Raw genomic sequence first — 24,517 nt, forward strand, 5'->3', positions numbered from 1 at the left:
ACGGGGACGTAGTCGTGGCGCATGCCGTGGTCGCCCAGCCACTGCCGCAGCCCGCCCACCGCCGACGGATCGGCCGCGACCCGGGCCGCGTACTCCGACAACGCCACCTCCTCCCCGTCGTCGAACAGCAGCCGCGCGGGCCCGGACCAGGACAGCGTCCATCTGGCCTCGCCGAGCTGGATCATGACGGCCTCCAGCGCCTGCCCGAGCACCCCCGCCAGCAGGGTGTCCGAGGCTTTCCAGCCCAGTTCGCGCAGCTTGTACTCGAGCTCCGCCTGCCGCCCCCGCGCGATCGCCTCGAAGGCGGCGTCCAGGTACGGCCGTGACGCCCCCATCACCTGCTGCCCGGCCAGGGCCAGGTCGCGCAGGGCGTCGGCGTTGCGGGTGGCGTACATGCCGTGCGCGACGAGCTCCTCCCACGAGACCGCCCGCAGCGTCAGCAGCGCCTCGGACGACCACATGGACTGCTCGACCGCCTGCACGGCCACGTTCGGGTCGCGCAGCAGGGTCAGGGCAGAGCGGGGGTCGGGCACCTGCTGCGGCTCCGGCAGGCGCTCGATGGCGGCCAGGCGGTCGGTCAGGCTCGGGTGGGAGTCGTACGGGGAGACCTCCTCGGGCTGCTCGCTCAGCCTGGCCAGCTCGGCCTGCCGTTCGGCGTCGCTCATGAAGGCGTGGAAGCCGCCGAACACCGATGCGGGCCTGGTGCCGCCGGCGCCGGTCATCGACAGGTAGGTGTTGACGTACTGGTCCCAGCCGATCGCGGTCGTATGGATCTTGTGCAGGGCGCCCGCCATGGCCTGCCGGCCGCCGATCGCGACGGCGAACTGGTCGGCCTCCAACTCCTGCTTGCGCGAGACGGCCTGCGACACCCGCAGGTAGAGCTTGGCGTACCAGGTGAACAGGCGTTGCACGAACGGGTGGTTGCGCAGGCCCTGAACGGTGGCGATCAGCGAGACGCGCCCCCGGTAGACCGGCGCGCCGAGCCGCGTGTGGGCGCCGCTGTAGTGGCCGAGCTCGTGCCCCAGCACCGCCCGCATCTCGTCCACCGTGAGCGTCTGCAGCAGCGGCAGCCCGACGAACATGCGCCGCCGCGTCGCCTTCATGCCGAGGAACCGGGTGTCCTCGGACACGGCCGCGTTGACCTCCGCCACCAGCCGGATCTCGTCCGGCGGCGCGGTGCGTACGCGCTGGGCGAGCTCCTCGACCGTCTGCCACAGCACCGGCTCGTCCTCGCGCGTGACGGGGACGCCCGGCTGCTCGCCGCCCCGGCGGCGGCTCACCATGATCAGTGCTCGCAGCAGCGCGCCCGCGGCCAGGGTCAGCACGACCGCGAACTTGATCAGGTTGACGTGGAAGTCGACCAGTAAGAGAACGTCGAAGAAGACCGCCGCGGCGAGGATCAGACCGACCAGAACGTAGAAGCCGGCCAGCAAGGTGAAAGCCAGCACCGCTCGGAACGCTGTCGTCATGGGGGAGGGCTCCCAGGGAAGGGGTACTCGCGAGGCTCGACACTAGCGGAGACGGGAAACTGGATAAAATCGCTGCACCAATGTCGTACTACGACGAACACGACCAAGACCGTTGGGTTCCGGAACCTCCCGGCAATCCGGAACGCTCCGCGTTCGAGCGTGACCGGGCCCGGGTGCTGCACAGTGCCGCGCTGCGCAGGCTGGCCGCGAAGACGCAGGTCGTCGGCCCCGGCGAGACGTTCGACGGCGGCCAGCACATCCCCCGCACCCGGCTGACCCACTCCCTCGAATGCGCCCAGGTGGGCAGGGAGATGGGCGCCACCCTCGGCGTCGACCCCGACCTCGTGGAGACCGCCTGCCTGGCGCACGACCTGGGCCACCCGCCGTTCGGGCACAACGGGGAAGTGGCGCTCAACGCGCTGGCCGAGACGTGCGGTGGCTTCGAGGGCAACGCGCAGAGCCTGCGCCTGCTCACCAGGCTCGAGGCCAAGGTGCTCACCGAGGACGGCACGAGCGCCGGGCTGAACCTGACCAGGGCGGCCCTGGACGCCTCGATCAAATATCCATGGACATGTGACAAGTCTTACAAATTCGGTGTGTACGACGACGATCTTCCCGTGTTCGAGTGGATCAGGGAGGGCGCTCCTGAAGGGCGGGTGAGCTTCGAGGCGCAGATCATGGACTGGGCCGACGACGTCGCCTATTCCGTACACGACCTTGAGGACGCCCTGCACCTCGGCCACGTCACCCCCGAGGCGCTCCTGTCGGGCGAGGAACGCAGGCAGGTGTGCGAGATCACCCGCACCTGGTACGCACCCGGCGCCGACCTCGACGAGCTCGAAGCGGTCTTCGACAAGCTGATCACCGACCCGCTCTGGCCGCGCAGTTTCGCCGGCACGCTCGCCGACCTCGCCGGGCTCAAAGCCCTCACCAGCGGCCTCATCGGCCGTTTCTGCCGCTCCGCGCAGGCCGCCACCAAGGAGGTGTACGGCTCCCGCCACCGCGCCGACCTCGTCGTGCCGCGCGCCACACGGTTGGAGTGCGCGCTGCTCAAGGGCGTCGTCGCCCACTACGTCATGACCACGAAGGACCACCACGCCAACCAGGCCAGGCAGCGCGACCTCATCACCGAACTGGCCGAGCTGATCACCCAGGGCGCGCCCGGCGCGCTGGAGCCCGCCTTCCGGCCCGCGTACCTGGAGGCCCCGGACGACGCGGCCCGCGTCAGGGTGGTGATCGACCAGATAGCCTCGCTCACCGACACCTCCGCGGTGGCCTGGCACAGGCGGCTCACCCGGTGATCCGGGCCGTCTGACCCGACCGGCTTCCCCCGGCGCCCCCGGCGGGCGGATACTGCGCCCATGGCCACATTTGTGATCGCCGGCGCCGGGCTGGCAGGAGCCAAGGCCGCGCAGGCCCTGCGCGAGGAGGGCTTCGACGGCGAGATCGTGCTGATCGGCGCGGAGGCCGAGCGGCCCTACGAGAGACCGCCCTTGTCCAAGGACTACCTGCAGGGCAGGAGCGAACGAGAGAAGATCTACGTCCACCCGCCGCAGTGGTACGCCGACAACGACGTCGACCTGCGGCTCGGCCGGCGGGTCACCCGCATCGAGCTCGGCCACCACCTGGTCAGGCTCAGCGACGGGTCGCGGCAGCCGTACGACAAGCTGCTCCTCGCGACCGGGGCCGTGCCGAGGCGGCTGCCGGGACCCGGCTACTACCTGCGCACCGTCGAGGACAGCGACGCGCTCAAGGAACGCTTCGCCACCGGCGCCAAGGTCCTGATCGTGGGCGCGTCCTGGATCGGGCTCGAGACCGCGGCCGCGGCCCGTACCGCCGGCTGCGAGGTCACCGTCGTCGAGCCCGAGCCCACCGCGCTCAACCGGGTGCTCGGCCCCGAGCTGGGCGACCTGTTCGCCCGCCTGCACGCCCGCAAGGGTGTGCACCTGCGCTTCGGCACCGCCGCCGCGGAGATCACCCAGACCGGCGTGCGGCTCAGCTCGGGCGAACGCCTCACCGCCGACCTCGTGGTCGTCGGCATCGGCGCCGCCCCGGAGATCTGGCTGGCCCGCGACGCCGGGCTCGACGTCGGCCACGGCATCCTCACCGACGCGGCGCTGCGCACCTCGCATCCCGACGTGTTCGCCGCCGGCGACGTGGCCGAACACTTCCACCCCGTGTACGGCCGCCGTGTGCGCGTCGAGCACTGGGCCAACGCCCTGCACGGCGGTCCCGCCGCCGCGCGGTCGATGCTCGGCCAGGACGTCACCCACGACCCGATCCCGTACTTCTACACCGACCAGTACGAGCTGGGCATGGAGTTCTCCGGCGACGTCGAGGGCTACGACGAGGTCGTCTACCGCGGCGATCCCGACAAGCTGGAGTTCATCGCCTACTGGCTGCGCGGCGGGCGCGTGGTCGCCGGGATGAACGTCAACACCTGGGACGTCGTGGACGAGATCCAGGCCCTCATCAGGTCGGGCGCCGTCGTCGACCAGAAGGAGCTGCCTACGGGGTGACGCTGACCACGCCGTCGCCGTCGTCCTCACCGGTGTCGCCACGGGACGACGGCTCGCTCCTCGCCGCCTGCGGCGTCTTCTTCGGCTTCTTCGACGCGCACAGGACGGTGCAGCGCGGCGTCTCGCCGGACTTCTCGCGCAGCTCCAGCGTCTCGTCCCTGGGGGAGAGCGTACGGTTGCCCGTCCGCCAGGCGTCGAGGTAGTCCCACGGTTCGACCATGCCCCTGCGTACCCACCAGAACTTCGGCCCGGTCTTCCACGAGATGGCGAAGTACAGGTTGGTGGCGGTGTCGCGGGCGTTGCCCGACCTGCCCACCCGGCCGAGCAGCCGGCCCGCCTTGACGCGGACGCCGGGCTTGATGCCGTCGGCCACCGTGTCGAGGTGGCCGCCGAGATAGCGCACGCCGTCGTCCCCGATGATCGTGACGAACCTGCCCTCGCGGTGGGCGCCCGCGTCCGTGGACGGGCGCCACCGGTTCTTGGCGTTCACCTCGTCCACGACGCCGGCCACGGGCGCCACGAACGCGCATCCCTGCGGCGCCCAGATCGTCGTCTTGGGCAGCACGAGCAGCTTGCGGGAGTAGGTGACCTCGCAGCCCTTGACCGGGAACGTGTAGGTGTACTTCGACAACTTCGGCGGCGGCACCTTGACCGGGTCGTCGCCCTGGGGCCGTTGCACGTCCGCCTGCCGCCCGCCCGACGGGGTGGGCGTCGGGGTCGCCGGCGAGGCCGCCGCTGCCGCGTACGCGGTGGAGGGCCCATGGGCAGGCGCGGTGTTGTCCGCGTTCGAGCGGAGGGTGACGCCGACGCCGGCCGGTCCGGTCGCCTGGCCGCAGGCGCCGGTCAGCAGTACGGCGCCCACGACGGACGCCCACCGCGCGATTTGCCCCGAATGCATGGTCTCCACCCGTGTCACCGTTTCCCGACAACCTTTACCTTTGTAGCCGACCAGGGGGCCGCGTACGGCGGCTTTCCCTCTTTAGCAACCCACAGGTAATGCCCCTCTTCCCCCTGCTGCACGCGCCCGGGGGCGGCCCGCGGGGCGGGAACCGTCGGTGGGGCGGAATAGACTCACGGCGTGGCTGGCCGGATCCGTGATGTCGACATCGCGCTCGTTCGCGAGCGCTCACCCATCGCCGACGTGATCGGCGAGCACATCCAGTTGCGCAACGCCGGAGGCGGCAACCTCAAGGGGCTGTGCCCGTTCCACGACGAGAAGAGCCCCTCCTTCAACGTCACTCCCGAGCGTGGGATGTTCTACTGCCTGGCGGCGGAGACCAGGGTCATGACCTGGGAGGGTGTGCGCCCGATCGCCGAACTCGCGGGCGGGACGCACCGGGTGCTCGCCTCCGACGGCACATGGGTGGACGCGCCCTTCGAGTCCTTCGGCGTCCAGCCGCTGATGAGGGTCGTCCTGCGCCGCGACGGGCAGCGAAAGGAGATCTTCGCCACGCCGGAGCACCGTTGGTTCGTACGCTCCGGCCCCGAGCAGGAGCAGCGCGCCGAAGTCGTCACCCGGGACCTGAAGCGCGGTCACCGGCTGGTCTCGGTGTTCCCCGGCACCCGGGTGGAGGGTACGCGCCCGTCGCCCTTCGGCGCAGCGCACGGCATCACCTTGGGCGGCGGCGCACGGGCGGCCACGGGGAGCGGGGGGAGCACGGCGACGCTCGACGTGAAGGACGACCAGTTGCACGACTGGCCCGAAGACCGCTTCCTGCTCGACGAGCACCGGCTGGGGTTCACCGCCACAACGATGGCGTTCGCGCGGCGCGACTGGGTGGTGCAGTCCGTCGAGGAGAGCGACCGGGTCGAGGAAGTCTTCTGCGCCACTGTCGACCATGGGCATGCCTTCGCCCTCGAAGACAACATACTGACCGGCAACTGCTTCGGTTGCACCGAAGGCGGCGACGTGATCACGTTCGTCGAGAAGATCGAGCATCTGTCCTTCAGCGAGGCGGTCGAGCGGCTGGCGCAGCGGGCCGGCGTCCAGTTGCAGTACGAACAGGGCGGCTACGTCCCGAAGCGGGACCATGGTGAGCGGGCCAGGCTGGTCGAGGCGCACCGGGCGGCGGCCGAGTTCTACGCCGACAGGCTGCTGGGCCCCGACGCGGCGGCCGGGCGGCGGTTCCTGTCGGAGCGGGGGTTCGAGCGGGCCGACGCCGAGACGTTCGGGGTGGGATACGCGCCGGCCGAGTGGGAGTCGCTGGTCCGCCATCTGATGGGTCGTGGGTTCTCTGCCGACGAGCTGGTCAAGGGCGGGCTGGCCAAGGAGGGGCGGCGGGGTCCGATCGACCGGTTCCGCGGCCGGCTGATCTGGCCCATCAGGGACGCCACGGGCGATGTGATCGGATTCGGCGCACGGAAGTTGCTCGATTCCGACGACGGCCCGAAATATCTCAATACGCCTGACTCGCCGCTTTACAAGAAGAGCCAGGTGCTTTACGGCATCGATCTGGCGAAACGGGAGATCTCCAAGCGCTCCCAGGCGGTGATCGTCGAGGGCTACACCGACGTGATGGCCTGCCACCTGGCGGGCGTACCGACCGCCGTGGCCACCTGCGGCACCTCGTTCGGTGAGGAGCACATCAAGATCCTGCGGCGGTTCCTGCTCGACCAGGCCGAGTTCCGGGGCGAGGTGATCTTCACCTTCGACGGCGACGCGGCGGGGCAGAAGGCGGCGCTGCGGGCGTTCGCCGACGAGCAGAAGTTCGTCACCCAGACCTACGTCGCGGTGCAGGGCGACGGGCTCGATCCGTGCGAGCTGCGCGTCAAGCAGGGCGACGCGGCCGTGCGCGACCTGATCGCGAGCAGGGAGCCGCTGTTCCAGTTCGCGATCAGGAGCACGATCTCCCGCTACGACCTGCGCAGCAACGAAGGCAAGATCGCAGCGCTCGACGCCGCCGCCCCGATCGTGGCCGGCATCAAGGACGTGGGCCTGCGCAAGCGCTACGCCATCGACCTCGACCGCTGGCTCGGTTTCATGGACGAGCGGTTCGTCATGCAGCGCATCTCCGAGGTGTCGGGCGCGCAGCAGGGCCGCGGCCGTCGGGTCGCCAGGGCCGCACCCGTCGATCCCAGCGTGCGGGTCGAGGGCGAGCTGCTCAAACTGGCCGTGCAGCGGCCGGCCCTGCTGGGCCCGCGCTTCGACGCGCTCGACGCGCAGGCCTTCACCACCGTCGAGCACGCGGCCCTGCACAAGGTCATCACCGCCGCCGGGGGCGTCGCCGCGGCGGGTCACGGCGGGCGGGAGTGGGTCGACCGGCTGCTGGAGCACGCTCACGAGGAGGGCGCCAGGGCGCTGGTGACCCGGTTCGCGGTGGAGGCGATCCAGACGGACGCCCACACCGAGGAGCGCTATGCCCGCGACATCATGGCGGCGGTCGAGGCCATGCCGGTCGACCGGGCCATCGCACAGGTGAAGTCACGCATCCAGCGGCTCAACCCGGTGGAGGAACAGCAGGAGTACAACAAGTTGTTCGGTGAGCTGGTGGCGCTGGAGCAACAACGCAGGGTGCTGCGCGACCGGCTCGCGGGCAGCTGACCGGGACGTCCGGTGTGGGGGTCGGGGTGGCGGTCCCGGGTTGGTAACAGTTCGGCTGCGATCGCGGCCTGGAATACCAGGCGGTTGAGCGGGGAATGCGGCGCCGTCCACCGGGCCGGACGGGGCCGGGGAGGCGTTGCCGAGGCAGCGGGAAGGGTGCGTCCGGCAGGCGGCGTCGCCGGGCGCGTGAATCCAGACCGCGTAATTGACTTTACTTTCCTGATCAAACTCGGCCTAAACCTTAAGTCGATCTCAATTCGGTAAGGACGATCGCCTTACCTTCGGTGACAAAAATGGGTCTGCCATTTGATGGAACCAATACTGCAGACTGTCTCCCGTGGGTGCATCGGTGCTGCCAAGCGGACCGCCATCGGTAGATCAGGTGGCGGACCTCGTCGCGAAAGGAAGGGAGCGCGGAAGCGTAACCGTCGATGACGTCGCAGCCGCGCTTGACCGATCCGAGTTGCCGTCCGACGCGCTGGAACGCGTCGTGCGGATGCTCGCCGAGAATGGCGTGGAGGTCCTCGAGCCCCAGGGCGACGAGGAGCCTGCCCGCGCCGATGAGGAAGACGTAGGCAAGCGGGCGCCGACCAGCGATCTCGTCCGTATCTATCTACGGGAGATCGGCCGCGTGCCGTTGCTGACCGCCGAGGAGGAGGTGGAGCTCGCCAAGTCGATCGAAGCGGGCCTGTTCGCCGAGGACAGGCTGGCCAACGGGGTCTCGCGTCTGGCCTTCCCTGAGCTCAGGGAGCTCGTCTGGCAGGGCACCCGGGCCAAACAGCGGCTGATCGAAGCCAACCTCAGGCTGGTGGTGTCGATCGCCAAGCGGTACGTGGGCCGCGGCATGTTGTTCCTGGACCTGATCCAGGAGGGCAACCTCGGGCTCATCCGGGCGGTCGAGAAGTTCGACTACACCAAGGGTTACAAGTTCTCCACCTACGCGACCTGGTGGATCCGTCAGGCGATCACACGGGCCATCGCCGACCAGGCGCGCACCATCCGCATTCCGGTGCACATGGTGGAGACGATCAACAAGCTCGTCAGAGTGCAGCGCCAGCTCCACCAGGACCTCGGCCGGGAGCCGATTCCGGAGGAGATCGCCAAGGAGATGGACCTCCCCGTCGATCGTGTGGTGGAGATCCAGCGCATCGCCCAGGAACCCGTGTCGCTGCAGTCGCCGATCGGCGAGGAGGACTCCGACCTCGGCGACTTCATCGAGGACGCCGACGCGGTCGTGCCGATGGAGGCCGCGGCCTTCATCATGCTGCAGGACCAGCTCGACGACATCCTGGCCACGCTGTCCGACCGCGAGCAGCGCATCATCCAGCTCCGGTTCGGCCTGGCCGACGGGCATCCGCGCACGCTGGAGGAGGTGGGCAGGGAGTTCGGCGTCACGCGGGAGCGCATCCGGCAGATCGAGTCGAAGACCCTGGCCAAGCTCCGCCACCCGACGCGCGCCCAGATGTTGCGGGACTACCTGGACTGATTCGAGGGGAACGGGCCCGGGCGAACACGTCCGGGCCCGTCCCACGTCCGGGAGCCGGGCGAGCGTGCCGGCCCGGTCCCGTGGTCAGGAGCAGCCCTCGAACTGCGGTACCGCGATCGTGTCGAGGTCCAGCCCCGACTTGCCGAACCACTTCTTCAGCAGCTTCTCGGCGGTGCCGTCCTGGTACATGTCGGTGATCGCCCGGTTGATCGCCTCACAGGCCGGTACGTCGCCCTTGGGCAGGCCGATGCCCGAGCGCTGCTCGTTGAACTGCGCGTTGGCCAGCCGAAGCCCCGCACCGTCCTGCGCGGCGAGGCCCGCCAGGATGACGTCGTTGGTGGTGACCGCGTCCACCTGGTTGCTCTTCAGTGCCGCCAGGCAGCGCCGGTAGTCGGGGAACGGCACGACCCGCGCCGCCACCTTCCGCTCCTCGACGACGCGCTTGGCCGCGTTCGCGCCCGTGACCTCGCAGATCCTGCGCCCCTCCAGGTCGCGCACGTTCTTGATCGTCTCGTCGGCCCGGACCAGGATGTCCTGGTACGAGATGTGGTACGGCCCCGCGAACGACACGTTCGCCTTGCGGTCCTGGCTGATCGTATACGTCGCCACCACCATGTCGGCCCGCCCGTCGACCAGCACGTCGTCCCGGTCGGCCGCCAGCGTGGGCAGGAAGGTGAACTCCTTGTCCAGCTTGCCGGCGACGTAGCGGGCCACGTCCACGTCGAAGCCCTCGAAACCGCCGCCGGGTGTGCGGAACCCGACCAGCGGCAGGTCGGGCCGTACCCCTATGACGATCTCGTCCTTGTCCAGGATCGACTCCTGGTCGCGAATGCCGCAGCCGGTCACGAGGACCGCGGCCACGGCAAGCAGCACGGCCAACAGCCCGGCCGGCGGCATTCCCAGCACCCGTTTCACCGGTACTCCTTGAGTCGGGGCCGCACTCCGGCGATCACCAGCAGGCCGATCGCGCCGATGGCGAAGGGAAGCAGCAGCCACAGGGTGTTCAGCGCGCCCTCGCCTGCGTCGATCGCGCGCTTGAAGACGCCCTGGTGTGTTTCCGCCAGCTTGAGCAGCGCCTCGTCGTAGGCGGTGAACGCGGTGGTGACCGGCCCGAGCCGCTCGGCGACCGCCTCGTTGGTCTGGCCGCCGAGCGCGAGCCGGCGGAACTCCACGTCGGTGGCCTGGAAGTCCCGGTACGCGGCCAGCGCGGCCTTGCCCTGCCGGCCGCCGAGCTCCGGCCCGAGCAGGCCGAGGAAGTCCGTCGAGCCGGTGGTCACCTTGCGGTGGTAGGCGTCGAGGTTGCCCGCCTCGAAGTAGACGACGGACATCGACTTGTCCAGGTACGTGTGCTCGTAGGTGTCGGCCCGCTCCTCGTCGAGCAGGTAGCGGCTCTGGTCGCCCTGCATGCTGTTGCTGATCGCGCGCGCCTTGGCGAGCGTGAGCACGGAGTCGAAGCCGTCCGACTTGGCGCTGCGCAGCGCCTGCATGTCCTGGCCGAGCACGGCCACCCCGGAGACCAGCGCGAGCGCTGTGGCCAGCGTGGCGGCGATCAGCGCCGGACCGAAGACGCGGCGGAAGCGCCGCGCGAGGAAGATCTGCAGCCAGAGCAGGCAGCCGATCGCGACCACTCCGGCGACCACGACCGCGTCGCGCAGGAGGGGCACGGTGAACGCCTTCTCGTCGTAGGTGCCGCGGACGATCGTGCCGTTCTCCAGGGTCAGGTTGTACGCCTGCGGCAGCAGCACCTGGCGCATGAGGTCGGTGGCGTCGCGGTAGGACCGCACCACCTCCTCCGGCGGCGGTCCCGGCGCGTGCCCGGAGCGTTCGTCGAGCAGCAGCGCCTGCCCGGCGAGCCGCTCGTAGCGGCCGAGCCCGTCGAGCACCGACTGCACGGTCAGCCGTTCCGCCGGGTTGTCGCCGGACAGTTCGAACGCCTTCAGCAGGGCCTGGTTGGCGACGGAACGCTGCTGCTCGTAGCGGGTGGTCGCGGCCTCGCGCTCACGGGGGTAGCCGTCGCCCATCACCAGGACGTTGGCCACCTGCGCGTCCATGTCGCTCAGCGCCAGGTAGAGGCCGGCGGTGGCGACGACCTGCGGGCCCGCGTCGCGGCCGATGACCTGCAGCCCGTCGCGGGCCGTCGAGCTGCCAGCGGCGAGCGCCACGAACAGCAGCGCCAGCGAGGCGACGGTGATGCCGGAGATGACCCGGATGCGGCCGGGGACGCCGCGCTCGACGGGTGACGACGTGCCCGGCCGGGTCCGCACCAGGGTCACGGCGCGCCCTCCCTGACGGTGATCACGGTCCAGGCGCCCAGGTGGATGCGGTCGCCGGGGCCGATCCTGACCGGCACGTTCGTCTGGAGCGGCCTGCCGTTCACCTGGGTGCCGTTGGAGGAGCCGGGGTCGACCAGCCGCCAGGAGCCGTCCGGCTGGGCCAGCAGCACGGCGTGCAGGTGCGAGACGCCCGGGTCCTCCGGCGGGCCGGTCAGGTCGATCTCGGGTGCCAGGTTCCTGGCCTTGCTGCGCCGCCCGATGCGTACCTGCTCGCCGTGCAGCCCGAACGAGCGTTCAGGACAGTACGGCGGGAACGCGACCGCGTCGGCGTCGGGGCCGCCCTCGGCGATGACCTTCTCGTAGTAGGAGCGATCGGCGGCGGTGACGGCCTCCCACCGGGGCCCGGTCACGGGGAGCGGGACGGCGGTCCCGGCGGCCCCGGGGGCGCCGCTGTAGTCGTGGCCGCACACCTCGCAGAACTGCCCGGCCCGCGGCGTCCGGCAGACGGGGCAGCTCTCGGCGGCGGAGGGCTCCTGGGCCGGCGGCTGGGGCGCGGCGGGCGGCGCGGCAACTCCCGCCATCCGCGTGCCGCACACGTCGCAGTAGTCGTCGGCGCCCGAGGGGTGGCCCTGCGGACAGGTAGCCATCAAATTCCTTCCCTGCGCAGCCGGCTGGTGCGGACGGAGCCGGTGTCCAGCTCGAGCGTGTCCTCCTTGTCCACGTTCTTGCGCAGCCGGGCCGTGCCGGTGGCCGGATCGACCTCGACCACCCGGTCGAGCAGCTTGGCGGTGTCCTCGCGCCCGGACGCGCCGGCCAGGTCCCTCGCCTTGGCCAGGCGGGCCGTCGCGGTCTCGATGTCGCCCATCGCCTTGGCGCTGAGCCCGTCCTGGATGAGGTCGTGCAGCTCGGCCTGGCCGGTGTAGTGGGCGACGTTGCCGTTGATCTGGGTGGACAGCGCCAGGTCGTCGGTCCACTGGGCGAGCACGTTGCCGCTGGCCAGGACGTCCTGGGTGTCGGGGTGCACGAGCTTGACCCAGCCCGCCCTGATCTCCTGCCCGACCTGCCCGGGTGGCACCTCGACGCAGATATGGTATTTGCGCTCCTCGGGTCCCCAGGAGCCCGTCGGGTAGTCGCCGGTCAGCGGGTTGACGTCGGCGCGTTTGCCGGTCAGGTCGAGCAGCACCGGGTCGACCTGCTTGACGAACATGAGCCGCGCGGCCTGCGGCACCCACACGCGCAACGACAGGTCGGCCATGGTCTTGTTCATCGACGCCTGCGTGAGCCGGCGGAAATACTCCGGCAGGTCCCCCTGGTCGCGCACGTAGTCGAAGGTGCCGAGCATCGCCTCGGCCACCTTGCGCAGCTCGGCGGGCTGCCAGTCCGCGCCGATCCCCAGGCAGTCGCACACGAACGTGCCGCTCCACGCCGACAGCACCGAGTCGAACACGTCGGCGCGCTCGTTGTTCTGGCCGTCGGTCATGAGCAGCGCGTGCTTGATCGCGTGAGGTCGGGTCGACAGCAGGTGCCCGGCCAGCTTCAGCCACTCGCCCATGGCGGTTCCGCCGTACGACAACAACCTCTCGACGGCCTTGGCCGCCTCGGCCCTGGTGGCAGGGTTCGCCTGGACCAGGCTCGGCGTGCTGCCACTCGGGTAGACGACCTTGGCGCTTCCCGTGCCGGAGACCACCGCGAAGTGGACGCCGTCGCGCAACGTCTGCACGGCCGTGGCGGCGGCCTGCCGGGCCTCGCGGATCTTGGCGCCGCTCATCGAGCCCGACGTGTCCACGATGATCACTTCGGCGGCCTCCGCCGGGACGGCCTGCGTGGTGACGCCGCCGGTCGAGCTCACCGTGAGAATGGCGTGCACCTCACGCCCGTCGAGGGAAAGGTACTTGTTCTGGTCGATGGTCAACGTGAAAGCGGGCCGGTCACTCATGGGCTTCTCCTAGGGGGATCACGACGATGGTCACGTTGTCCTGGCCGCCGGAGTCCAGCGCGTGGCGCAGCAGTTCGCGGGCCAGTTCAAGCGGGGTCCCCGCGCGAGGGAAGGCGTAGCCGTCCAGATAGCGCCAGAGGCCGTCGCTGCAGACGAGCAGGTGGCCGGGGCCGCGCGGGGTGAGCGTGCGCACGTTGAGCGTGACGCCGACGGCGTCGGCGCCGAGCCAGGCGGTGATCTCGCCGGTCGGGACGGCGTCGTCCGTGGTCAGCAGGGTGCCCTCGGGCAGCCAGTACGCCCGGCTGTCGCCCGCCCAGCCGAGCGTGACGCGGCCCGCCCCGACCACGGCGGAGACGTACGTGCAGGCGGGGGCGTCGTGCACGGAGGTGGCGAGCTTGCTCACGGCCCGCCCGGCCAGGTCGAACGCCTCCTCCGGCGACAGCCCTCTGCACAGCGCGGCCGACGCGGTCTCGACGGCGACCGCGGACGCCTCGTCGGCCCTGGGCGAGCTGCCCACGCCGTCGCAGACCACGGTCACGGTCGTGCCGCCGGCGGTCAGCAGGGCCATGGCGTCCTCGTTGCGGCTGCGCCGCAGCCCTCTGTCGGTGACGCCCGCGGCACCGCCGACGAGCACGATCTCGGCGTGGTCCCGGTCGGTGGGCTGGCGCAGGCCGCACCGCTCGCAGTAGCCCTCGGCGTCGACGGCCGCCGCGTCGCAGAACGCGCACACGGCGGAGCCCAGCGCGTGGCCGCACGCCTCGCAGTAGACGTCGCCCTTGAGCACCGGGGTCTGGCACACCGGGCAGGCGGCGGGTGCGTCGTGCTGGATGGGCTGGGGATCTGTCACACCCACGTCCTCGGTCGTACGGCGTTGGCCTGGTCGATGAGCGCGTGGCGCTCCTGGCGGGTGCCGGCGGTCACGGCCAGCCTGCGGTAGATCGACTCTATGGACCTGCGCAGCCCGGTTTCGGTGAAGGGCGCTCCCGCGAGCGTCACGTTCTTCGGCGGCTTGCCGGTCCGCAGCCAGGTCAGCGCCGCGCCGAGCAGTTCGGCGGTGAGCAGGTCGCGGCGGCGCGGGTCGAGGTCGGCCTGGGCGGCCACCCGCTCGACCGCGCCCGTCAGGTCGGCGACGGTGAGCCCGCTCAGGTCGGGCCGCCGCACCACCGACGCGGCCAGCGCCACCTGCGCCGCGACGCGGTAGAACGACGTGGCGGGCACCTCGTCGAGCACGGTCATCCGGCCCGTCCTGGCCAGCCCGAACGCCGCGCTCACGTAGGAGTGGTCGGTCCGCCAGACGCACTCGTACCAGGCGGCGGCCGGCTTGCCGGCGTGCTCAAGAGCGAAGGCCAGGGCCAGCTTCGGCGCGAGCTCTCCCGGCAGTTCCGACACGCAGGCGTCGAATCCGGTCACGGCCTCCTGCTCCTGGCGCCGGGCCAGCGCCAGCACCCCGCGACACCAGGTGGGCCGCCAGTCGCCGGGCAGCTCCGCGGACAGCTCGTCGAGCACGTCGCCCGCCTCGGCCGCCCCGCGCTCGGCCAGCAGCCTGGCGCGCATCAGCTTCGTCTCGGGCGTCTGCGGCATCGCGGCGAGCTGGTCGACCAGCGTCCCGCTGTCGCGGCCGAGCAGCCCCGCCAGCGATCCCGCGGCCGGGTCGGCGGGATCGACCAGCGGCACGGGTAAGGCCGTCGCGACCGCCGCCGGATCGAGCGGCTCGAACACCTCGTCGGGGGCGTCCGACAGCGCCGTTCCCACCGCCGTCCGCTCCGGCCCGAACAACGTCGAGAGCGCCGGGTACGGCACCCCCTCTTCCACGGCGCTGAGCTCCCGCAGCACCCCGACGAGCTGCTCCTCCATCTCCCACGCGCGCTGGAAACGCCGGGCGGGATCGGCGGCGGTCGCCTTGCGGAGCAGCCGGGTGAACGACGGGTGCCCGCAGTCCACCGGCAGCGGGGCGGCGACGCCGCCCTGCGCGGGACTGAACCCGGGCACCGCCAGCACCGCCAGCGTCCTCGCCACGGTGTACAGGTCGGAGGTGACCGACGTCGGCTGGGTGTCCAGCTCGGGCGCGTGGTAGCCGACCGTGGCCCACGACGAGCCGGGCGGCGAGCCGATGGGCTGCACCGCGCCGAGGTCGATGAGCTTGAGCCGCTTGCCGACCCTGATCACGTTGGCCGGCTTGAGATCGCAGTAGGCCAGGCCGTGCTCGTGCAGGTAGCCGAACGCGTGCAGGATCTCCCTGCCGTACAGGAGGGTGTCGCGCAGCGGCAGCGGGCCCTGGCGGCGCAGCTCGTGCAGGGACTGGCCGCCTACGTACTCCATGACGATGTAGCCGAGGCCGGCCGAGCGCTGGAAGTTGAAGATCTTGACGATGTTGGGATGGTCGACCGTGGTGAGGAACTTCCGCTCGGCCTCGGCCGCCGCCAACGCCTCGGGGTCGTTGGTGTTGAGCAGGCCCTTGAGCACCACCCACCGGCCGTCGAGGTTCTCGTCGGAGGCGAGGTAGATCCAGCCGAGCCCGCCGTGCGCCAGGCAGCCGAGCACGCGGTACTGGCCCGCCACCAGGTCGCCCTTGCCCAGTTTGGGGGTGAACGAGAACGCCGTACGGCAGTGCGGGCAGAACCCGTCCGTCAGACCGGGGCGGCCGTCCCTGGAGCGGCCCACGGGTTTCCCGCACGCCGGGTTGGCGCAGTGCCGCTTGTTCTCCGGCACCTGGGGGTCGGGCATCACCGCCCCGGCCGGGTCGCGGTAGGGCACGGACGGCAGGTCCGCGATGGTGGCCAGCACGCCGGCCCGCGACCTGCCGCTGCTGCCCGTGGGCCCGCTCACCGGCCTGCTCACCGGCCTGCTCACCGGCTGGGTGACGACCGGAGCGGACACGGGGCCCGATGCCGGCACGGGCTGCGCCGGCACGGGCTGCGCCGGCACGGGCTGCGCCGGCACGGGCTGGGGCGGCACGGGCTGGGGCGGGCTCGCGGCGGCGCCGCACCAGTCGCAGTAACCCTCGTCGATCGTTCCCGTGCAGCCGGGTTGCGCGCAGCGGGTCATCGCTTACCTCCGTGGATCGCGCGCTGGTAGGCCTCGACGGCCGCCGCCGCCTTCGTCAGGTTGCACGGAGCGCTCCACAGCAGTGCGCGGGCCCGTACGAACGACTCCGACACCGCCGGGTCCTCGGCCAGCCCTTTACGGGCCGCCATCGCCTCGCAGGCGCCGAGCCGCCCGCGCAGCTCGTCGCGCCTGCCGATCAGGCCGTAGAGCGCCTTCGCCGTGGTTCGCGCCTGCTCGGCGGCCTGACGGGCGTCGTCCTCGAGGCGGGCCAGCCGCTTGGCCCGCAGCACCCAGGGGTCGGCCGAGACGTCGAGCGCGTCGAGCTCGGCGGCCAGCGCGTCGACCTGGCCGCGCGGCTGGGCCTGCGGTGGCAGGGCGATCTTGGCGACGACCGCGCCGTGGGCCAGCCGCGCCTCGCTCTCGGCCGCGCGTACGAGGTCGAGTGCGGCCACCAGGTTCTCGCGCCGCTCGGCGAACTCCCGCTTCACGGTGATCGCCAGGTCGAGCTCGGCGCGGGAGGAGGCCAGCAGGCGCGTCAGCCGGTCGAGGTCCGGGTCGACGCAGGAGCCGAGCGGGTTCTCCAGCGTCGCGGTCCGCAAGCGCGCCAGCTCGCTCGCCTCGGCGGTCAGGCCGGCGCTCTCTCCCAGCTCGCGTTCCAGGTCGCAGATCTGGCGCAGGTCGGCCTCGGCGCCGTCCAGGCGCGGCAGTACGGCGTTCCACACCGCGTCGATGTCGTTGAGCGCCGAGGTCACCCCACGGAAGGCGGCCTCCATCCGGATGACGGCCTCGTCGAGGGTCAGCCGCAGGTCCGGGTGCGGGAGCAGGGAACGCTGTTCGACCGGCCTGGCGGCGACCCGCAGCACGACGGAGGATCCGGCCAGCAGTTCGGTGAGCGCCGAGAGCTGCTCGGCGCCGGGCCGGGCGCGCGAGGCCCTGATCTGCTCGGCGCGGCGCAGCACCGCGCGGTAGGCGTCGTTGAGCCGCCACAGGACGTCCAGATCATCCTGAGCGGTCGCCCATCGCCGTTCCGTGGTCCCGCGTAAGGAGGCCCCTTTGAGCACCTGGTAGGTGGTATGGGCTTCGAGATCGAGCAGGTCGCCGGAGATCCGGTCGCGTTCGTCCGCGCGGGCACGCAGTGCGTAGTCCGCTGCTTCCCTGCTCATGGGCGGTCCCAGGATCATCACGCTCCCCGTGAAGCGGGTCCCCGATGCCCCGGTGCTCTTTACCGACACAACGCGAAGGTCGTACCGGTTGGTTCCGGAGTGGGGGGAACCCCTGACTTGTCCCTGATTCAACCCTGTGTCGCCTGCAAACCGCTTAAAAGGCCTCGTACCGTGTCGAACATGGGACGTATTCTTCTGATCATCGTGGCCATCGTCGCCGCGCTCCTGCTCCTCGGCCCTCTCGTGGGCATGGCCCTCAGTCTGCTCAAGTGGGGTCTGCTCATCGGCGGCGTGGCGCTCGGCGTCATGTTCCTGGCGAGGTGGGTGAAAAGGGCCTGACGAACGGCGCGTGGCCGCGCAGTAGCTTCCCGCGGGATCCGCAGGCATAGTTGGGTGATGGAGGCGCGGCCGGCGGTCGACGACGCCGCGCTCGGGCACGAGGCGCTGGCCGTGCTCGAGGCGAACTGGACGGGCACGGGTACCGTGCCCGCGCCGGGCCTCTACCCGCACCAGTGGAGCTGGGACTCCGCGTTCGTCGTCATCGGCCTGGCCAGGCACCGGCCGGACCGGGCCCGAGAGGAGCTGCTCAACCTGCTGCGCGGGCAGTGGGCGACCGGGATGGTGCCGCACATCGTCTTCCACACGCGGGAGGCGTACTTTCCCGGGCCGTCCGTATGGCGCTCCCAGGAGCACGACGCCGCGCCGCGCGTGCTCACTTCGGGGCTCATCTCACCGCCGCTGCAGGGACTCGCCCTGTGGTGGCTCTACCGGCACACCGGCGACGTCGCGTTCGTCAGGAAGGCGTTCCCGGCGCTGGTGGCCCAGCACGACTACCTCGCCTCCGCCCGCGACCTGGGCGGCGCCGGGCTGGCCGCGATCGTGCATCCGTGGGAGTCGGGCATGGACGACAGCCCCGCCTGGGACGACGCACTCGCCGCACTCCCCGTCATCAGGTACGGCTATCGCAATGTCGACATGGAGGAGCGCCACCCCGACAGCGCCCACGACCGCTACGTCTGGCTGGCCATGCGTTACCGCGACGCCGGATACAGCGCCGGCTACCTACGCGACGAACACCCGTTCGCGATCGAGGACCCGATGTTCAACGGCATCTGGCTGGCCTCATGCCAGGCGCTGGCGGAGCTGGCGCCACTGGCCCGCGCCGATCCCGTGCCCCACGCCGAGCAGGCCGAGCGCATCCGGCTGGCCCTGATCGAGCGCCTGTGGGACGGCGGCTTCTACGCCAGGGACCTGCGTACCGACCGGCTGATCAAGGTGTGCACGGTGGGCGGGTTCGGGCCGCTGCTGGACCCGTGGCTGCCCGGCGAGCACGTACGCACGGCCGTCGAGGTGCTGGAGTCGGCCAGGTTCATGGGCGCCACCGGCTACCCGGTGCCGAGCTGCGAGATCCGCGCGGCCCAGTTCGACCGCACCCGCTACTGGCGCGGGCCCTCCTGGGTGAACACCAACTGGCTGCTGCGCAGGGCCGCCGCCGTGCACTCCCTCGACACGCTCGCCCGGCAGCTCACCCACGGCACCCTGCGCCTAGTGCGGCAGGCAGGCTTCCGCGAGTGCTTCGACCCCTTCGACGGCAGCGGGCGCGGATGCCGGGATTTCTCGTGGAGTGCGGCACTCACCCTGGATCTGCTCGCCGATACCGTTGGGGAATGAGCCTTTTCCGCCGGTTGCCCGCCGACGTGCGCAGATCCCTGACGATGGAGCGGGGAGAGCGGGTGCTGACGTTCACCCACACCCCGGACGGCCACGTGGTGGCCACCAACCTCGCCCTCCACCTGGCCGACGGCACGCGCCTGCCGTACGAGCAGATCGACAGGGCGTCGTGGGACGAGGAAGGCATGCGGGTGCTCACCACCGACGGCAGGTGGCACGCCGAGCGGATCGCCGAGCCGCGCATGTTGCCCGAGACGCTGCGCGAGCGCGTCAACGCGACGATCGTGGTGAACAAGCACGTCGACCTGCCGGGCAAGGGCGGCGTGCGGCTGGTGGCCCGGCGCAAACCAGGGGGTGAGGTGCTGGGCTGGACCTTCGTCTTCGACGACGGCCTCGACCCCGAGGACCCCGGCCTGCGCGCGCGGGCCGAGCAGGCCCTGGAGGGCATGCGACGCAGCATGGGCGTGTGAGCCACCGTACGTGCCCCGGGCCCCACGCCCACGCCCACGTCAGTAGGGGATGCCGCTCTCCCTGGCGTTGTGGCCCTCGACGCCGTCGTCCGGCCAGCCGGTGCCCGTGTCGGGCTTGTGGTCGTCATGCAGGAACGGGATCCGGTGCTGCAGGGTGTCACCCACCCTCGTCCTGGCCATCCCCGCGAACCTCGACGCCTGCGCGCCGACCACCCCGGCCACCTCCTGCACCCTGGGGTTGTCCGCGACGCGCTGCGCCGTCCGCTTGATCTGCTCGTACCGCTCGCGTCCTGCCCGGCTGCCCAGCACGTAGCCGACCGCCAGTCCAACAGCGAATGTCATCCGATAACGCATTTCCCACCTCCGCTGCCTCCGGGCCTACCCTGCTTATGATGCGACACGCACTCCCAGAGTGCGCTAATCTAGTCGTGCGCACGGCGGAGGGGCCGCAAAGCCCCGGTGACGTGGGCAGAAGCCCGATCCCGCGTAGCTCAACGGCAGAGCAGCCGGCTGTTAACCGGCAGGTTATTGGTTCGAGTCCAATCGCGGGAGCTCGGTAGGTCAGGCCCTCTTCCTGGATCAGGACAGAGGGCCTGAGTCGTTCCTGCGGGGCCTGATCCGGTGGCGGCAGACTGCTTGCGGGCCCGCGGATCTCGGGTGCCCGCCGAGACCAGCGACACAGAGCCGTCCCGTCGGTCATCACGAGAAGCCACCGAGATCGAAGGCGTGGTCGATGCTCTGGCCGAGCTGTCGAAATATGCCCGCATGGCCATCGTGACGACCGCCAAACGTGCGGACTTCGAACTCGTCCATGAGGAGCGCCACATCAAGCAATTCATGGAGTGCTTCGTCGTTCGTGACGACTACCTACTCGCCAAGCCGCGTCCGGAGTCATACCTGATCGGCGCGAATCGCTTCGGAGCCGGCAAGGAAGAGGTGCTGGTCATCGAGGATTCAGCCAGAGGACTGAACTCGGCCGTGGCGGCCGGGATTGACGGTGCTGGACATTGATTCGGCTGGCCCGGCCTCGGCGCGCTACCCGTCGTCGGGTGTCCCGTCCTCGTGCCAGGCCTGGCACGACACCAGCTTCCCGCGCTCGTAGATCCGGTCCTCGGCGAGCCGGCCGTTCGGATGCCAGCGCAGACACGAGCCGTGCCGGCGGCCGCGGTCGTGCCGCCACTCCGACTCGACGCGGCCGTCAGGGTAGAAGGTCCGCGCGAGGCCGTGCGGAATCCCCTGGTCGAACGTCTGCTCGGTCATGACCGCGCCGTCGGCATAGAGCTCGCACGCGGTGCCGCTGTAGGGAGCGCCCTGATAGCGGACTCGCTGGTCCTGGTCGTATTCCAGGTCGTTCATCGTGATGCGCATGCTGGTTCCCGACCTCAGGCGGCCCATGGCGGCGTGAACTCGGTCAGCGGGCTCTGCCCCGCGGAGGGATATCGGGTGAAGTAGCCGACGGAGTTCGGTGTGTCGTACAAGAAGTTCGTGCAGTTGGCGCAGCACGGTATGCGCTGCCGGGCGGTGATGCCCTGGTAATGCTCCGAGAGTAAGCGGTTGTCGAAATGGAATTCCCGCAACGTCCCGGTGGTCGCCGTCTCACCGTTGCGCGTACGGTCCCACAGGGCCTTGCTGGTCGCGGTGACCTCCGAATGGGTGCCCGGTTCGCTCCAGTGCGGAAAGTCGCCCGGCGGCCAGCCCTCGTCATGCCGGAAGGTGCCGTTGCGGCGAGCCCAGCGGGCGAACTTGTCGTAGCGTTCCCGCAGGAGGGGGTGCAGGTCGTCGGGCACCCGCCGCAACATGTCATTGAGACCTTCGTACAGTTTTCCCGTGCGCCGATCCATGAGCAGCGTGTAGACCGGGCCGGCCTTCGCCCTGGAGAAGGCGAGGTCGCGTGCCGCCTCCCGGCGGGCCAGATATTCCGATGACCTGGTCAATGTCAGGTCCCCCACGAACTCGCGTACCGGCCGGCCGTTCACGGCGACGATGAGGCCCTGGTCGTCGCGTTCGAAACGCAGGTCCGCGGGCCTGGGCAGCGGCAGGTCGCGTTCGAGCGGGCCGGGCGGCTGCAGGTGGCCGGCGTGACCTTTTCGGGCCGAGAGTGCCGTCGTGCGTTCCGCGCCGGCGCGAACCGCCGGGACGCCGCCACCCGTCCGGGCCGTCCCCGGCGCCATTCTGGCGAGGAGCCTGCGGTAGAGGTCGCCGAACTTCGCCAGGATGGTGCGGAACTGCTGGTACAGGCGGAGGGCTCTGGCCCTGACCCAGGCGCGGACCTGGGGGACGGCGAGGGCGAGCGCGGCGGCCGCGGCCGCGTAGGCCGCGAGGCGCGTCTTCCCGTGCTGGACGAACTGTGCGGCGCTGTTGTGCAGGCCGGCGACGAGTCCGAAGTGGCCCGCCAGGCCGCTGGTCTGGGGGAGGACGCCGCCGGGGCCGTCGACGTGCCGGTCCGCGGCGTCCGCGGCCGGGCCCTGGTTGAGGGCGGCGCGGCGGGAGGCCGCAGCGCCGTCGCCGGCGAGCCGGGTGTAGTGGTCGGCGACGGCCTGCAGGGTTTCGGCCTGCCGGTAGGCCGGAGACGGGTCGGGGATGGACGGGAGACCCAGGACGCCGAAGTCGGCGGCGATGGCGGGATCGTCGGTGACGGCCGTCACGTGTGGTCCTGGACGATCGTGCTGTTGCGCTGCTCGACGGCGACGTTGCGGCGGGCCATGACGGTCTGCCCGTCGCCGGCGGCGCGCAGGCCGTCACCGGTGCGCACGTGGCGCTGCAGCAGGTGTTCGGCCAGTTCGCTGAACGGGGTGTCGACCTCCCAGAAGGGCAGGCCGCTGCCGGACCGCAGGCTGTTGCGCAGCGCGGCCGTCAGCCGCTCGTGCTGGTCGGCCAGTGCCTGGAAGTCCTGCCCTGAGGCGCGCCGGCCGTCGGCGTCGATGACCACGCCGAGGGTGTCGGTCGCGGTCACGCCTCGCGGGTCGTCCGGTTCGTCCCGGGGAGTCACCCATCACCTCCCGAATCGGGAAGACACTGTACTACCAAGATCGCTAATATGCGCCGCTCGCCACGCACAGGAGCCGTTTCACGCTTTGTAGCGAGATCAACACGCATTTTCCAGTTGGCCGGACAAAGCGCCGCTCGTCGCGGAAAGATGGAGCGACCGGTCCGGTGGACCGGAGCCGCGGGACACCATGTCGGGGGCGAGGAGAGGGCGCCGCCACCAGGACGAGCCGCCGACCCGGAATCGGCGGGGCGATCCGACGACGGAGGAACTGGTTGCCGCGTGCCCACCTGGATCAAGTCACTGCGCCCTTTCGACACGCCCGCCTTGCACGCCATGAACGCCGTGCTCGGGCGTACCGCCGACCTGCACGAGGCGGAGCGTTTCCTCAGGCTCTTCCACACCGAGAACCCCGCCGTGGGAGGGCTGCACGCACGGCTGCGGGACGTCGCCAGGGAGGTGACCCGCACCGGGACCTACACGCACACGTACGAGGAGCTCGAGTTCGGAGCCCGGGTGGCCTGGCGCAACAGCAACCGGTGCATCGGCCGGCTCTACTGGCGCTCCTTGCGCGTGCGCGACCGCAGGCAGGTGGGCACGGCCGAGGGGGTGGCCCTCGAATGCGTCGCCCACCTGCGTGAGGCGACCGGCAACGGCAAGATCAGGCCCACGATCACCGTGTTTCCCCCCGACACCCCGGCCATGCGCGGGCCTCGCGTGCGCAACGAGCAGCTCATCCGGTACGCCGGCTACCGCACACCCGGCGGCGTCGTCGGCGACCCGCGCAACGCCGGGCTGACCGAGCTGGCCCTGAGCATGGGGTGGCGCGGCGGCCGCGGCCGGTTCGACCTGCTCCCGCTGATCGTCCAGCCGGGACTGGGTGAGGCGCTGCTGTGCAACCTGCCCGGGGACGCCGTTCTGGAGGTGCCGCTGACGCATCCCGAATATCCGTGGTTCGCCGACCTCGGGCTGCGCTGGCACGCCGTTCCGGCTATTTCGGATATGTGCCTGGAGATCGGCGGCATCTGCTACCCGTGCGCACCCTTCAACGGCTGGTACATGGGCACCGAGATCGGCGCCCGCAACCTCGCCGACGAGGACAGGTACGACCTCCTCGGGGTGACCGCCGAGCGGCTCGGCCTGGACACCTCCACCGAACGCACCCTGTGGCGCGACCACGCGCTGGTGGAGCTGAACGTGGCGGTGCTGCACTCGTTCGAGCGGGCCGGGGTCACGATGACCGACCACCACACGGAGTCGCGCCGCTTCCTCACGCACCTGTCGAAGGAGGAGAAGGCCGGGCGCGTCTGCCCCGCCGACTGGTCGTGGATCGTGCCACCGCTGTCGGGCGGCGCCACCCCCGTCTTCCACCGCTACTACGACACCCGCGTCCTCACCCCGGCCTTCGTGCACCACCGATAGCCTTGCCACCCGAGGCTAGAACATGGTTCGGTTGGGGCCATGGCGGAACTCGTGCTCTCAACGGTCGACCAGGGCGTGCTCATGCTGACCTTCAACCGTCCCGACACCCTCAACGCGTGGACGGACGCCATGGGGCGGCGCTACTTCGACCTGCTGGCGGAGGCGGAGAAGGACCCCGGGGTCCGGGCCGTCGTGGTCACGGGCGCCGGCAAGGGCTTCTGCTCGGGCGCCGACTTCAAGACGCTCGACGCCCTTCGGTCCGGAACCTACGACGAACGGCCCGACCCCAGGCCCGCCACCTTCCCGACGACCATCGGCAAGCCGGTCATCGCCGCGGTCAACGGAGCGTGCGCAGGGCTGGGCATGGTCCATGCGCTCGTCTGCGACCTCGTCATGACGGCCGAGGAGGCCAAGTGGACGACGGCCTTCGCGCGGCGCGGGCTCATCGCCGAGTACGGGCTGTCCTGGGTGCTGCCGCGCCTCGTCGGACAGCAGCGGGCCATGGACCTCCTGCTGTCGGGGCGGGTGTTCACGGG

At 70.9% G+C, this 24,517-nt stretch carries 24 protein-coding genes and 1 tRNA gene; 12 read left to right on the forward strand and 13 right to left on the reverse strand.

The genetic code is table 11. The annotated features are described in order from the left end of the window. The coding region (locus E1267_RS29735; protein ID WP_132337246.1) for a M48 family metallopeptidase at window positions 1-1,469 on the reverse strand (1,469 nt) is incomplete at its 3' end. 80 nt (window positions 1,470-1,549) lie between these two features. Here E1267_RS29735 and E1267_RS29740 point away from each other — a divergent pair. Together E1267_RS29740 and E1267_RS29745 are read left to right on the forward strand one after the other, a co-directional pair. Further along, window positions 1,550-2,770, forward strand: a complete 1,221-nt coding sequence (locus E1267_RS29740; RefSeq protein WP_132337248.1) for a deoxyguanosinetriphosphate triphosphohydrolase — start codon at window positions 1,550-1,552, stop codon at window positions 2,768-2,770. 60 nt (window positions 2,771-2,830) lie between these two features. Then, window positions 2,831-3,988: an NAD(P)/FAD-dependent oxidoreductase gene (locus tag E1267_RS29745; protein WP_165959865.1), complete on the forward strand. Its 1,158-nt coding sequence runs from the start codon at window positions 2,831-2,833 to the stop codon at window positions 3,986-3,988. Here E1267_RS29745 and E1267_RS29750 read toward each other — a convergent pair. Then, entirely contained in the window at window positions 3,978-4,886 is a 909-nt protein-coding gene (locus tag E1267_RS29750; protein WP_165959866.1) for a M23 family metallopeptidase, read from the reverse strand. The two genes, E1267_RS29745 and E1267_RS29750, sit on opposite strands and share 11 nt — an antisense overlap. Before the next feature lie 180 nt (window positions 4,887-5,066). Here E1267_RS29750 and dnaG point away from each other — a divergent pair, with 180 nt between their 5' ends. Both dnaG and rpoD read left to right on the forward strand, forming a co-directional pair. Then, window positions 5,067-7,529 (forward strand): DNA primase, encoded by a 2,463-nt coding sequence (gene dnaG, locus E1267_RS29755; protein ID WP_132337252.1) that lies wholly within the window; start codon window positions 5,067-5,069, stop codon window positions 7,527-7,529. A 382-nt stretch (window positions 7,530-7,911) separates the two neighbouring features. Continuing rightward, entirely contained in the window at window positions 7,912-9,015 is a 1,104-nt protein-coding gene (gene rpoD, locus E1267_RS29760) for an RNA polymerase sigma factor RpoD (protein WP_425465103.1), read from the forward strand. A gap of 84 nt (window positions 9,016-9,099) precedes the next feature. Here the strand turns inward: rpoD and E1267_RS29765 are convergent, their stop codons facing one another. The 6 genes from E1267_RS29765 to E1267_RS29790 are packed head-to-tail and all read right to left on the reverse strand — an operon-like array spanning window position 9,100 to window position 16,008. Further along, window positions 9,100-9,930 (reverse strand): transporter substrate-binding domain-containing protein, encoded by an 831-nt coding sequence (locus E1267_RS29765; protein ID WP_246064339.1) that lies wholly within the window; start codon window positions 9,928-9,930, stop codon window positions 9,100-9,102. Beyond that, window positions 9,927-11,288 (reverse strand): hypothetical protein, encoded by a 1,362-nt coding sequence (locus E1267_RS29770; protein ID WP_132337256.1) that lies wholly within the window; start codon window positions 11,286-11,288, stop codon window positions 9,927-9,929. Before E1267_RS29770 ends, E1267_RS29765 begins: the two co-directional genes overlap by 4 nt. After that, window positions 11,285-11,935, reverse strand: a complete 651-nt coding sequence (locus E1267_RS29775; RefSeq protein WP_132337258.1) for an FHA domain-containing protein — start codon at window positions 11,933-11,935, stop codon at window positions 11,285-11,287. Before E1267_RS29775 ends, E1267_RS29770 begins: the two co-directional genes overlap by 4 nt. Further along, window positions 11,935-13,224, reverse strand: coding sequence for a vWA domain-containing protein (locus E1267_RS29780; RefSeq protein WP_132337260.1), 1,290 nt, complete (start codon window positions 13,222-13,224; stop codon window positions 11,935-11,937). The genes E1267_RS29775 and E1267_RS29780 overlap by 1 nt, the downstream gene beginning before the upstream one ends. Next, window positions 13,217-14,071 (reverse strand): PP2C family protein-serine/threonine phosphatase, encoded by an 855-nt coding sequence (locus E1267_RS29785; RefSeq protein WP_246064340.1) that lies wholly within the window; start codon window positions 14,069-14,071, stop codon window positions 13,217-13,219. Before E1267_RS29785 ends, E1267_RS29780 begins: the two co-directional genes overlap by 8 nt. Beyond that, window positions 14,068-16,008 (reverse strand): serine/threonine-protein kinase, encoded by a 1,941-nt coding sequence (locus E1267_RS29790; RefSeq protein ID WP_246064341.1) that lies wholly within the window; start codon window positions 16,006-16,008, stop codon window positions 14,068-14,070. The genes E1267_RS29785 and E1267_RS29790 overlap by 4 nt, the downstream gene beginning before the upstream one ends. Between E1267_RS29790 and E1267_RS46670 the strand changes: the two genes are divergently transcribed. Then, window positions 15,995-16,222 carry a hypothetical protein gene (locus E1267_RS46670; protein WP_246064342.1) on the forward strand — a complete coding sequence of 76 codons (228 nt, stop codon included), beginning with the start codon at window positions 15,995-15,997 and terminating at the stop codon, window positions 16,220-16,222. The two genes, E1267_RS29790 and E1267_RS46670, sit on opposite strands and share 14 nt — an antisense overlap. A 43-nt stretch (window positions 16,223-16,265) precedes the next feature. Here the strand turns inward: E1267_RS46670 and E1267_RS29795 are convergent, their stop codons facing one another. After that, window positions 16,266-17,432 carry a hypothetical protein gene (locus E1267_RS29795; protein ID WP_132337264.1) on the reverse strand — a complete coding sequence of 389 codons (1,167 nt, stop codon included), beginning with the start codon at window positions 17,430-17,432 and terminating at the stop codon, window positions 16,266-16,268. Window positions 17,433-17,612: 180 nt separating this feature from the next. Between E1267_RS29795 and E1267_RS44710 the strand changes: the two genes are divergently transcribed. Genes E1267_RS44710 through E1267_RS29805 form a run of 3 tightly spaced genes read left to right on the forward strand, consistent with a single transcriptional unit; the run spans window position 17,613 to window position 19,573 of the window. Then, the gene (locus E1267_RS44710) at window positions 17,613-17,771 is read left to right on the forward strand and encodes a hypothetical protein (protein ID WP_165959867.1); all 159 of its coding nucleotides are present in this window, start codon (window positions 17,613-17,615) and stop codon (window positions 17,769-17,771) included. A 57-nt stretch (window positions 17,772-17,828) separates the two neighbouring features. Next, entirely contained in the window at window positions 17,829-19,103 is a 1,275-nt protein-coding gene (locus tag E1267_RS29800; RefSeq protein WP_165959868.1) for an amylo-alpha-1,6-glucosidase, read from the forward strand. After that, on the forward strand, window positions 19,100-19,573 hold the full coding sequence (locus E1267_RS29805) for a hypothetical protein (RefSeq protein WP_132337268.1): 474 nt from the start codon (window positions 19,100-19,102) through the stop codon (window positions 19,571-19,573). Before E1267_RS29800 ends, E1267_RS29805 begins: the two co-directional genes overlap by 4 nt. Window positions 19,574-19,612: 39 nt before the next feature. Here the strand turns inward: E1267_RS29805 and E1267_RS29810 are convergent, their stop codons facing one another. After that, window positions 19,613-19,927 (reverse strand): YtxH domain-containing protein, encoded by a 315-nt coding sequence (locus E1267_RS29810; protein ID WP_132337270.1) that lies wholly within the window; start codon window positions 19,925-19,927, stop codon window positions 19,613-19,615. A 126-nt stretch (window positions 19,928-20,053) separates the two neighbouring features. Here E1267_RS29810 and E1267_RS29815 point away from each other — a divergent pair. Both E1267_RS29815 and E1267_RS29820 read left to right on the forward strand, forming a co-directional pair. Continuing rightward, a tRNA-Asn gene (locus E1267_RS29815) sits at window positions 20,054-20,125 on the forward strand. A gap of 105 nt (window positions 20,126-20,230) precedes the next feature. Beyond that, complete coding sequence (locus E1267_RS29820) at window positions 20,231-20,584, forward strand: HAD family hydrolase (protein WP_220449742.1); 354 nt, start codon at window positions 20,231-20,233, stop codon at window positions 20,582-20,584. 24 nt (window positions 20,585-20,608) lie between these two features. Here the strand turns inward: E1267_RS29820 and E1267_RS29825 are convergent, their stop codons facing one another. Genes E1267_RS29825 through E1267_RS29835 form a run of 3 tightly spaced genes read right to left on the reverse strand, consistent with a single transcriptional unit; the run spans window position 20,609 to window position 22,562 of the window. Then, window positions 20,609-20,941 carry a toxin-antitoxin system YwqK family antitoxin gene (locus E1267_RS29825; protein ID WP_132337274.1) on the reverse strand — a complete coding sequence of 111 codons (333 nt, stop codon included), beginning with the start codon at window positions 20,939-20,941 and terminating at the stop codon, window positions 20,609-20,611. Between the two features lie 14 nt (window positions 20,942-20,955). Continuing rightward, window positions 20,956-22,218 carry a YwqJ-related putative deaminase gene (locus tag E1267_RS29830; RefSeq protein WP_132337276.1) on the reverse strand — a complete coding sequence of 421 codons (1,263 nt, stop codon included), beginning with the start codon at window positions 22,216-22,218 and terminating at the stop codon, window positions 20,956-20,958. Beyond that, the gene (locus tag E1267_RS29835; RefSeq protein WP_165959869.1) at window positions 22,215-22,562 is read right to left on the reverse strand and encodes a hypothetical protein; all 348 of its coding nucleotides are present in this window, start codon (window positions 22,560-22,562) and stop codon (window positions 22,215-22,217) included. The genes E1267_RS29830 and E1267_RS29835 overlap by 4 nt, the downstream gene beginning before the upstream one ends. A gap of 279 nt (window positions 22,563-22,841) precedes the next feature. On the opposite strand from E1267_RS29835, the gene E1267_RS29840 reads away from it, so the two are divergent. Then, window positions 22,842-23,981, forward strand: a complete 1,140-nt coding sequence (locus E1267_RS29840) for a nitric oxide synthase oxygenase (RefSeq protein ID WP_246064343.1) — start codon at window positions 22,842-22,844, stop codon at window positions 23,979-23,981. Window positions 23,982-24,020: 39 nt separating this feature from the next. Next, on the forward strand, window positions 24,021-24,517 hold a 497-nt coding region (locus E1267_RS29845; protein WP_181957857.1), incomplete at its 3' end, for an enoyl-CoA hydratase-related protein.

The sequence above is a fragment of the Nonomuraea longispora genome (genome assembly GCF_004348345.1).
GTDB classification, from domain to species: domain Bacteria; phylum Actinomycetota; class Actinomycetes; order Streptosporangiales; family Streptosporangiaceae; genus Nonomuraea; species Nonomuraea longispora.

Bases quoted from the DNA above. Each gene is read 5' to 3' on its own strand.
- E1267_RS29740 (WP_132337248.1), top strand. From the start codon at position 1,550: ATGTCGTACTACGACGAACACGACCAAGACCGTTGGGTTCCGGAACCT.
- E1267_RS29745 (WP_165959865.1), top strand. From the start codon at position 2,831: ATGGCCACATTTGTGATCGCCGGCGCCGGGCTGGCAGGAGCCAAGGCC.
- E1267_RS29750 (WP_165959866.1), bottom strand. From the start codon at position 4,886: ATGCATTCGGGGCAAATCGCGCGGTGGGCGTCCGTCGTGGGCGCCGTA.
- E1267_RS29775 (WP_132337258.1), bottom strand. From the start codon at position 11,935: ATGGCTACCTGTCCGCAGGGCCACCCCTCGGGCGCCGACGACTACTGC.
- E1267_RS29780 (WP_132337260.1), bottom strand. From the start codon at position 13,224: ATGAGTGACCGGCCCGCTTTCACGTTGACCATCGACCAGAACAAGTAC.
- E1267_RS46670 (WP_246064342.1), top strand. From the start codon at position 15,995: ATGGTGGCCAGCACGCCGGCCCGCGACCTGCCGCTGCTGCCCGTGGGC.
- E1267_RS29795 (WP_132337264.1), bottom strand. From the start codon at position 17,432: ATGAGCAGGGAAGCAGCGGACTACGCACTGCGTGCCCGCGCGGACGAA.
- E1267_RS44710 (WP_165959867.1), top strand. From the start codon at position 17,613: ATGGGACGTATTCTTCTGATCATCGTGGCCATCGTCGCCGCGCTCCTG.
- E1267_RS29800 (WP_165959868.1), top strand. From the start codon at position 17,829: ATGGAGGCGCGGCCGGCGGTCGACGACGCCGCGCTCGGGCACGAGGCG.
- E1267_RS29805 (WP_132337268.1), top strand. From the start codon at position 19,100: ATGAGCCTTTTCCGCCGGTTGCCCGCCGACGTGCGCAGATCCCTGACG.
- E1267_RS29810 (WP_132337270.1), bottom strand. From the start codon at position 19,927: ATGCGTTATCGGATGACATTCGCTGTTGGACTGGCGGTCGGCTACGTG.
- E1267_RS29825 (WP_132337274.1), bottom strand. From the start codon at position 20,941: ATGCGCATCACGATGAACGACCTGGAATACGACCAGGACCAGCGAGTC.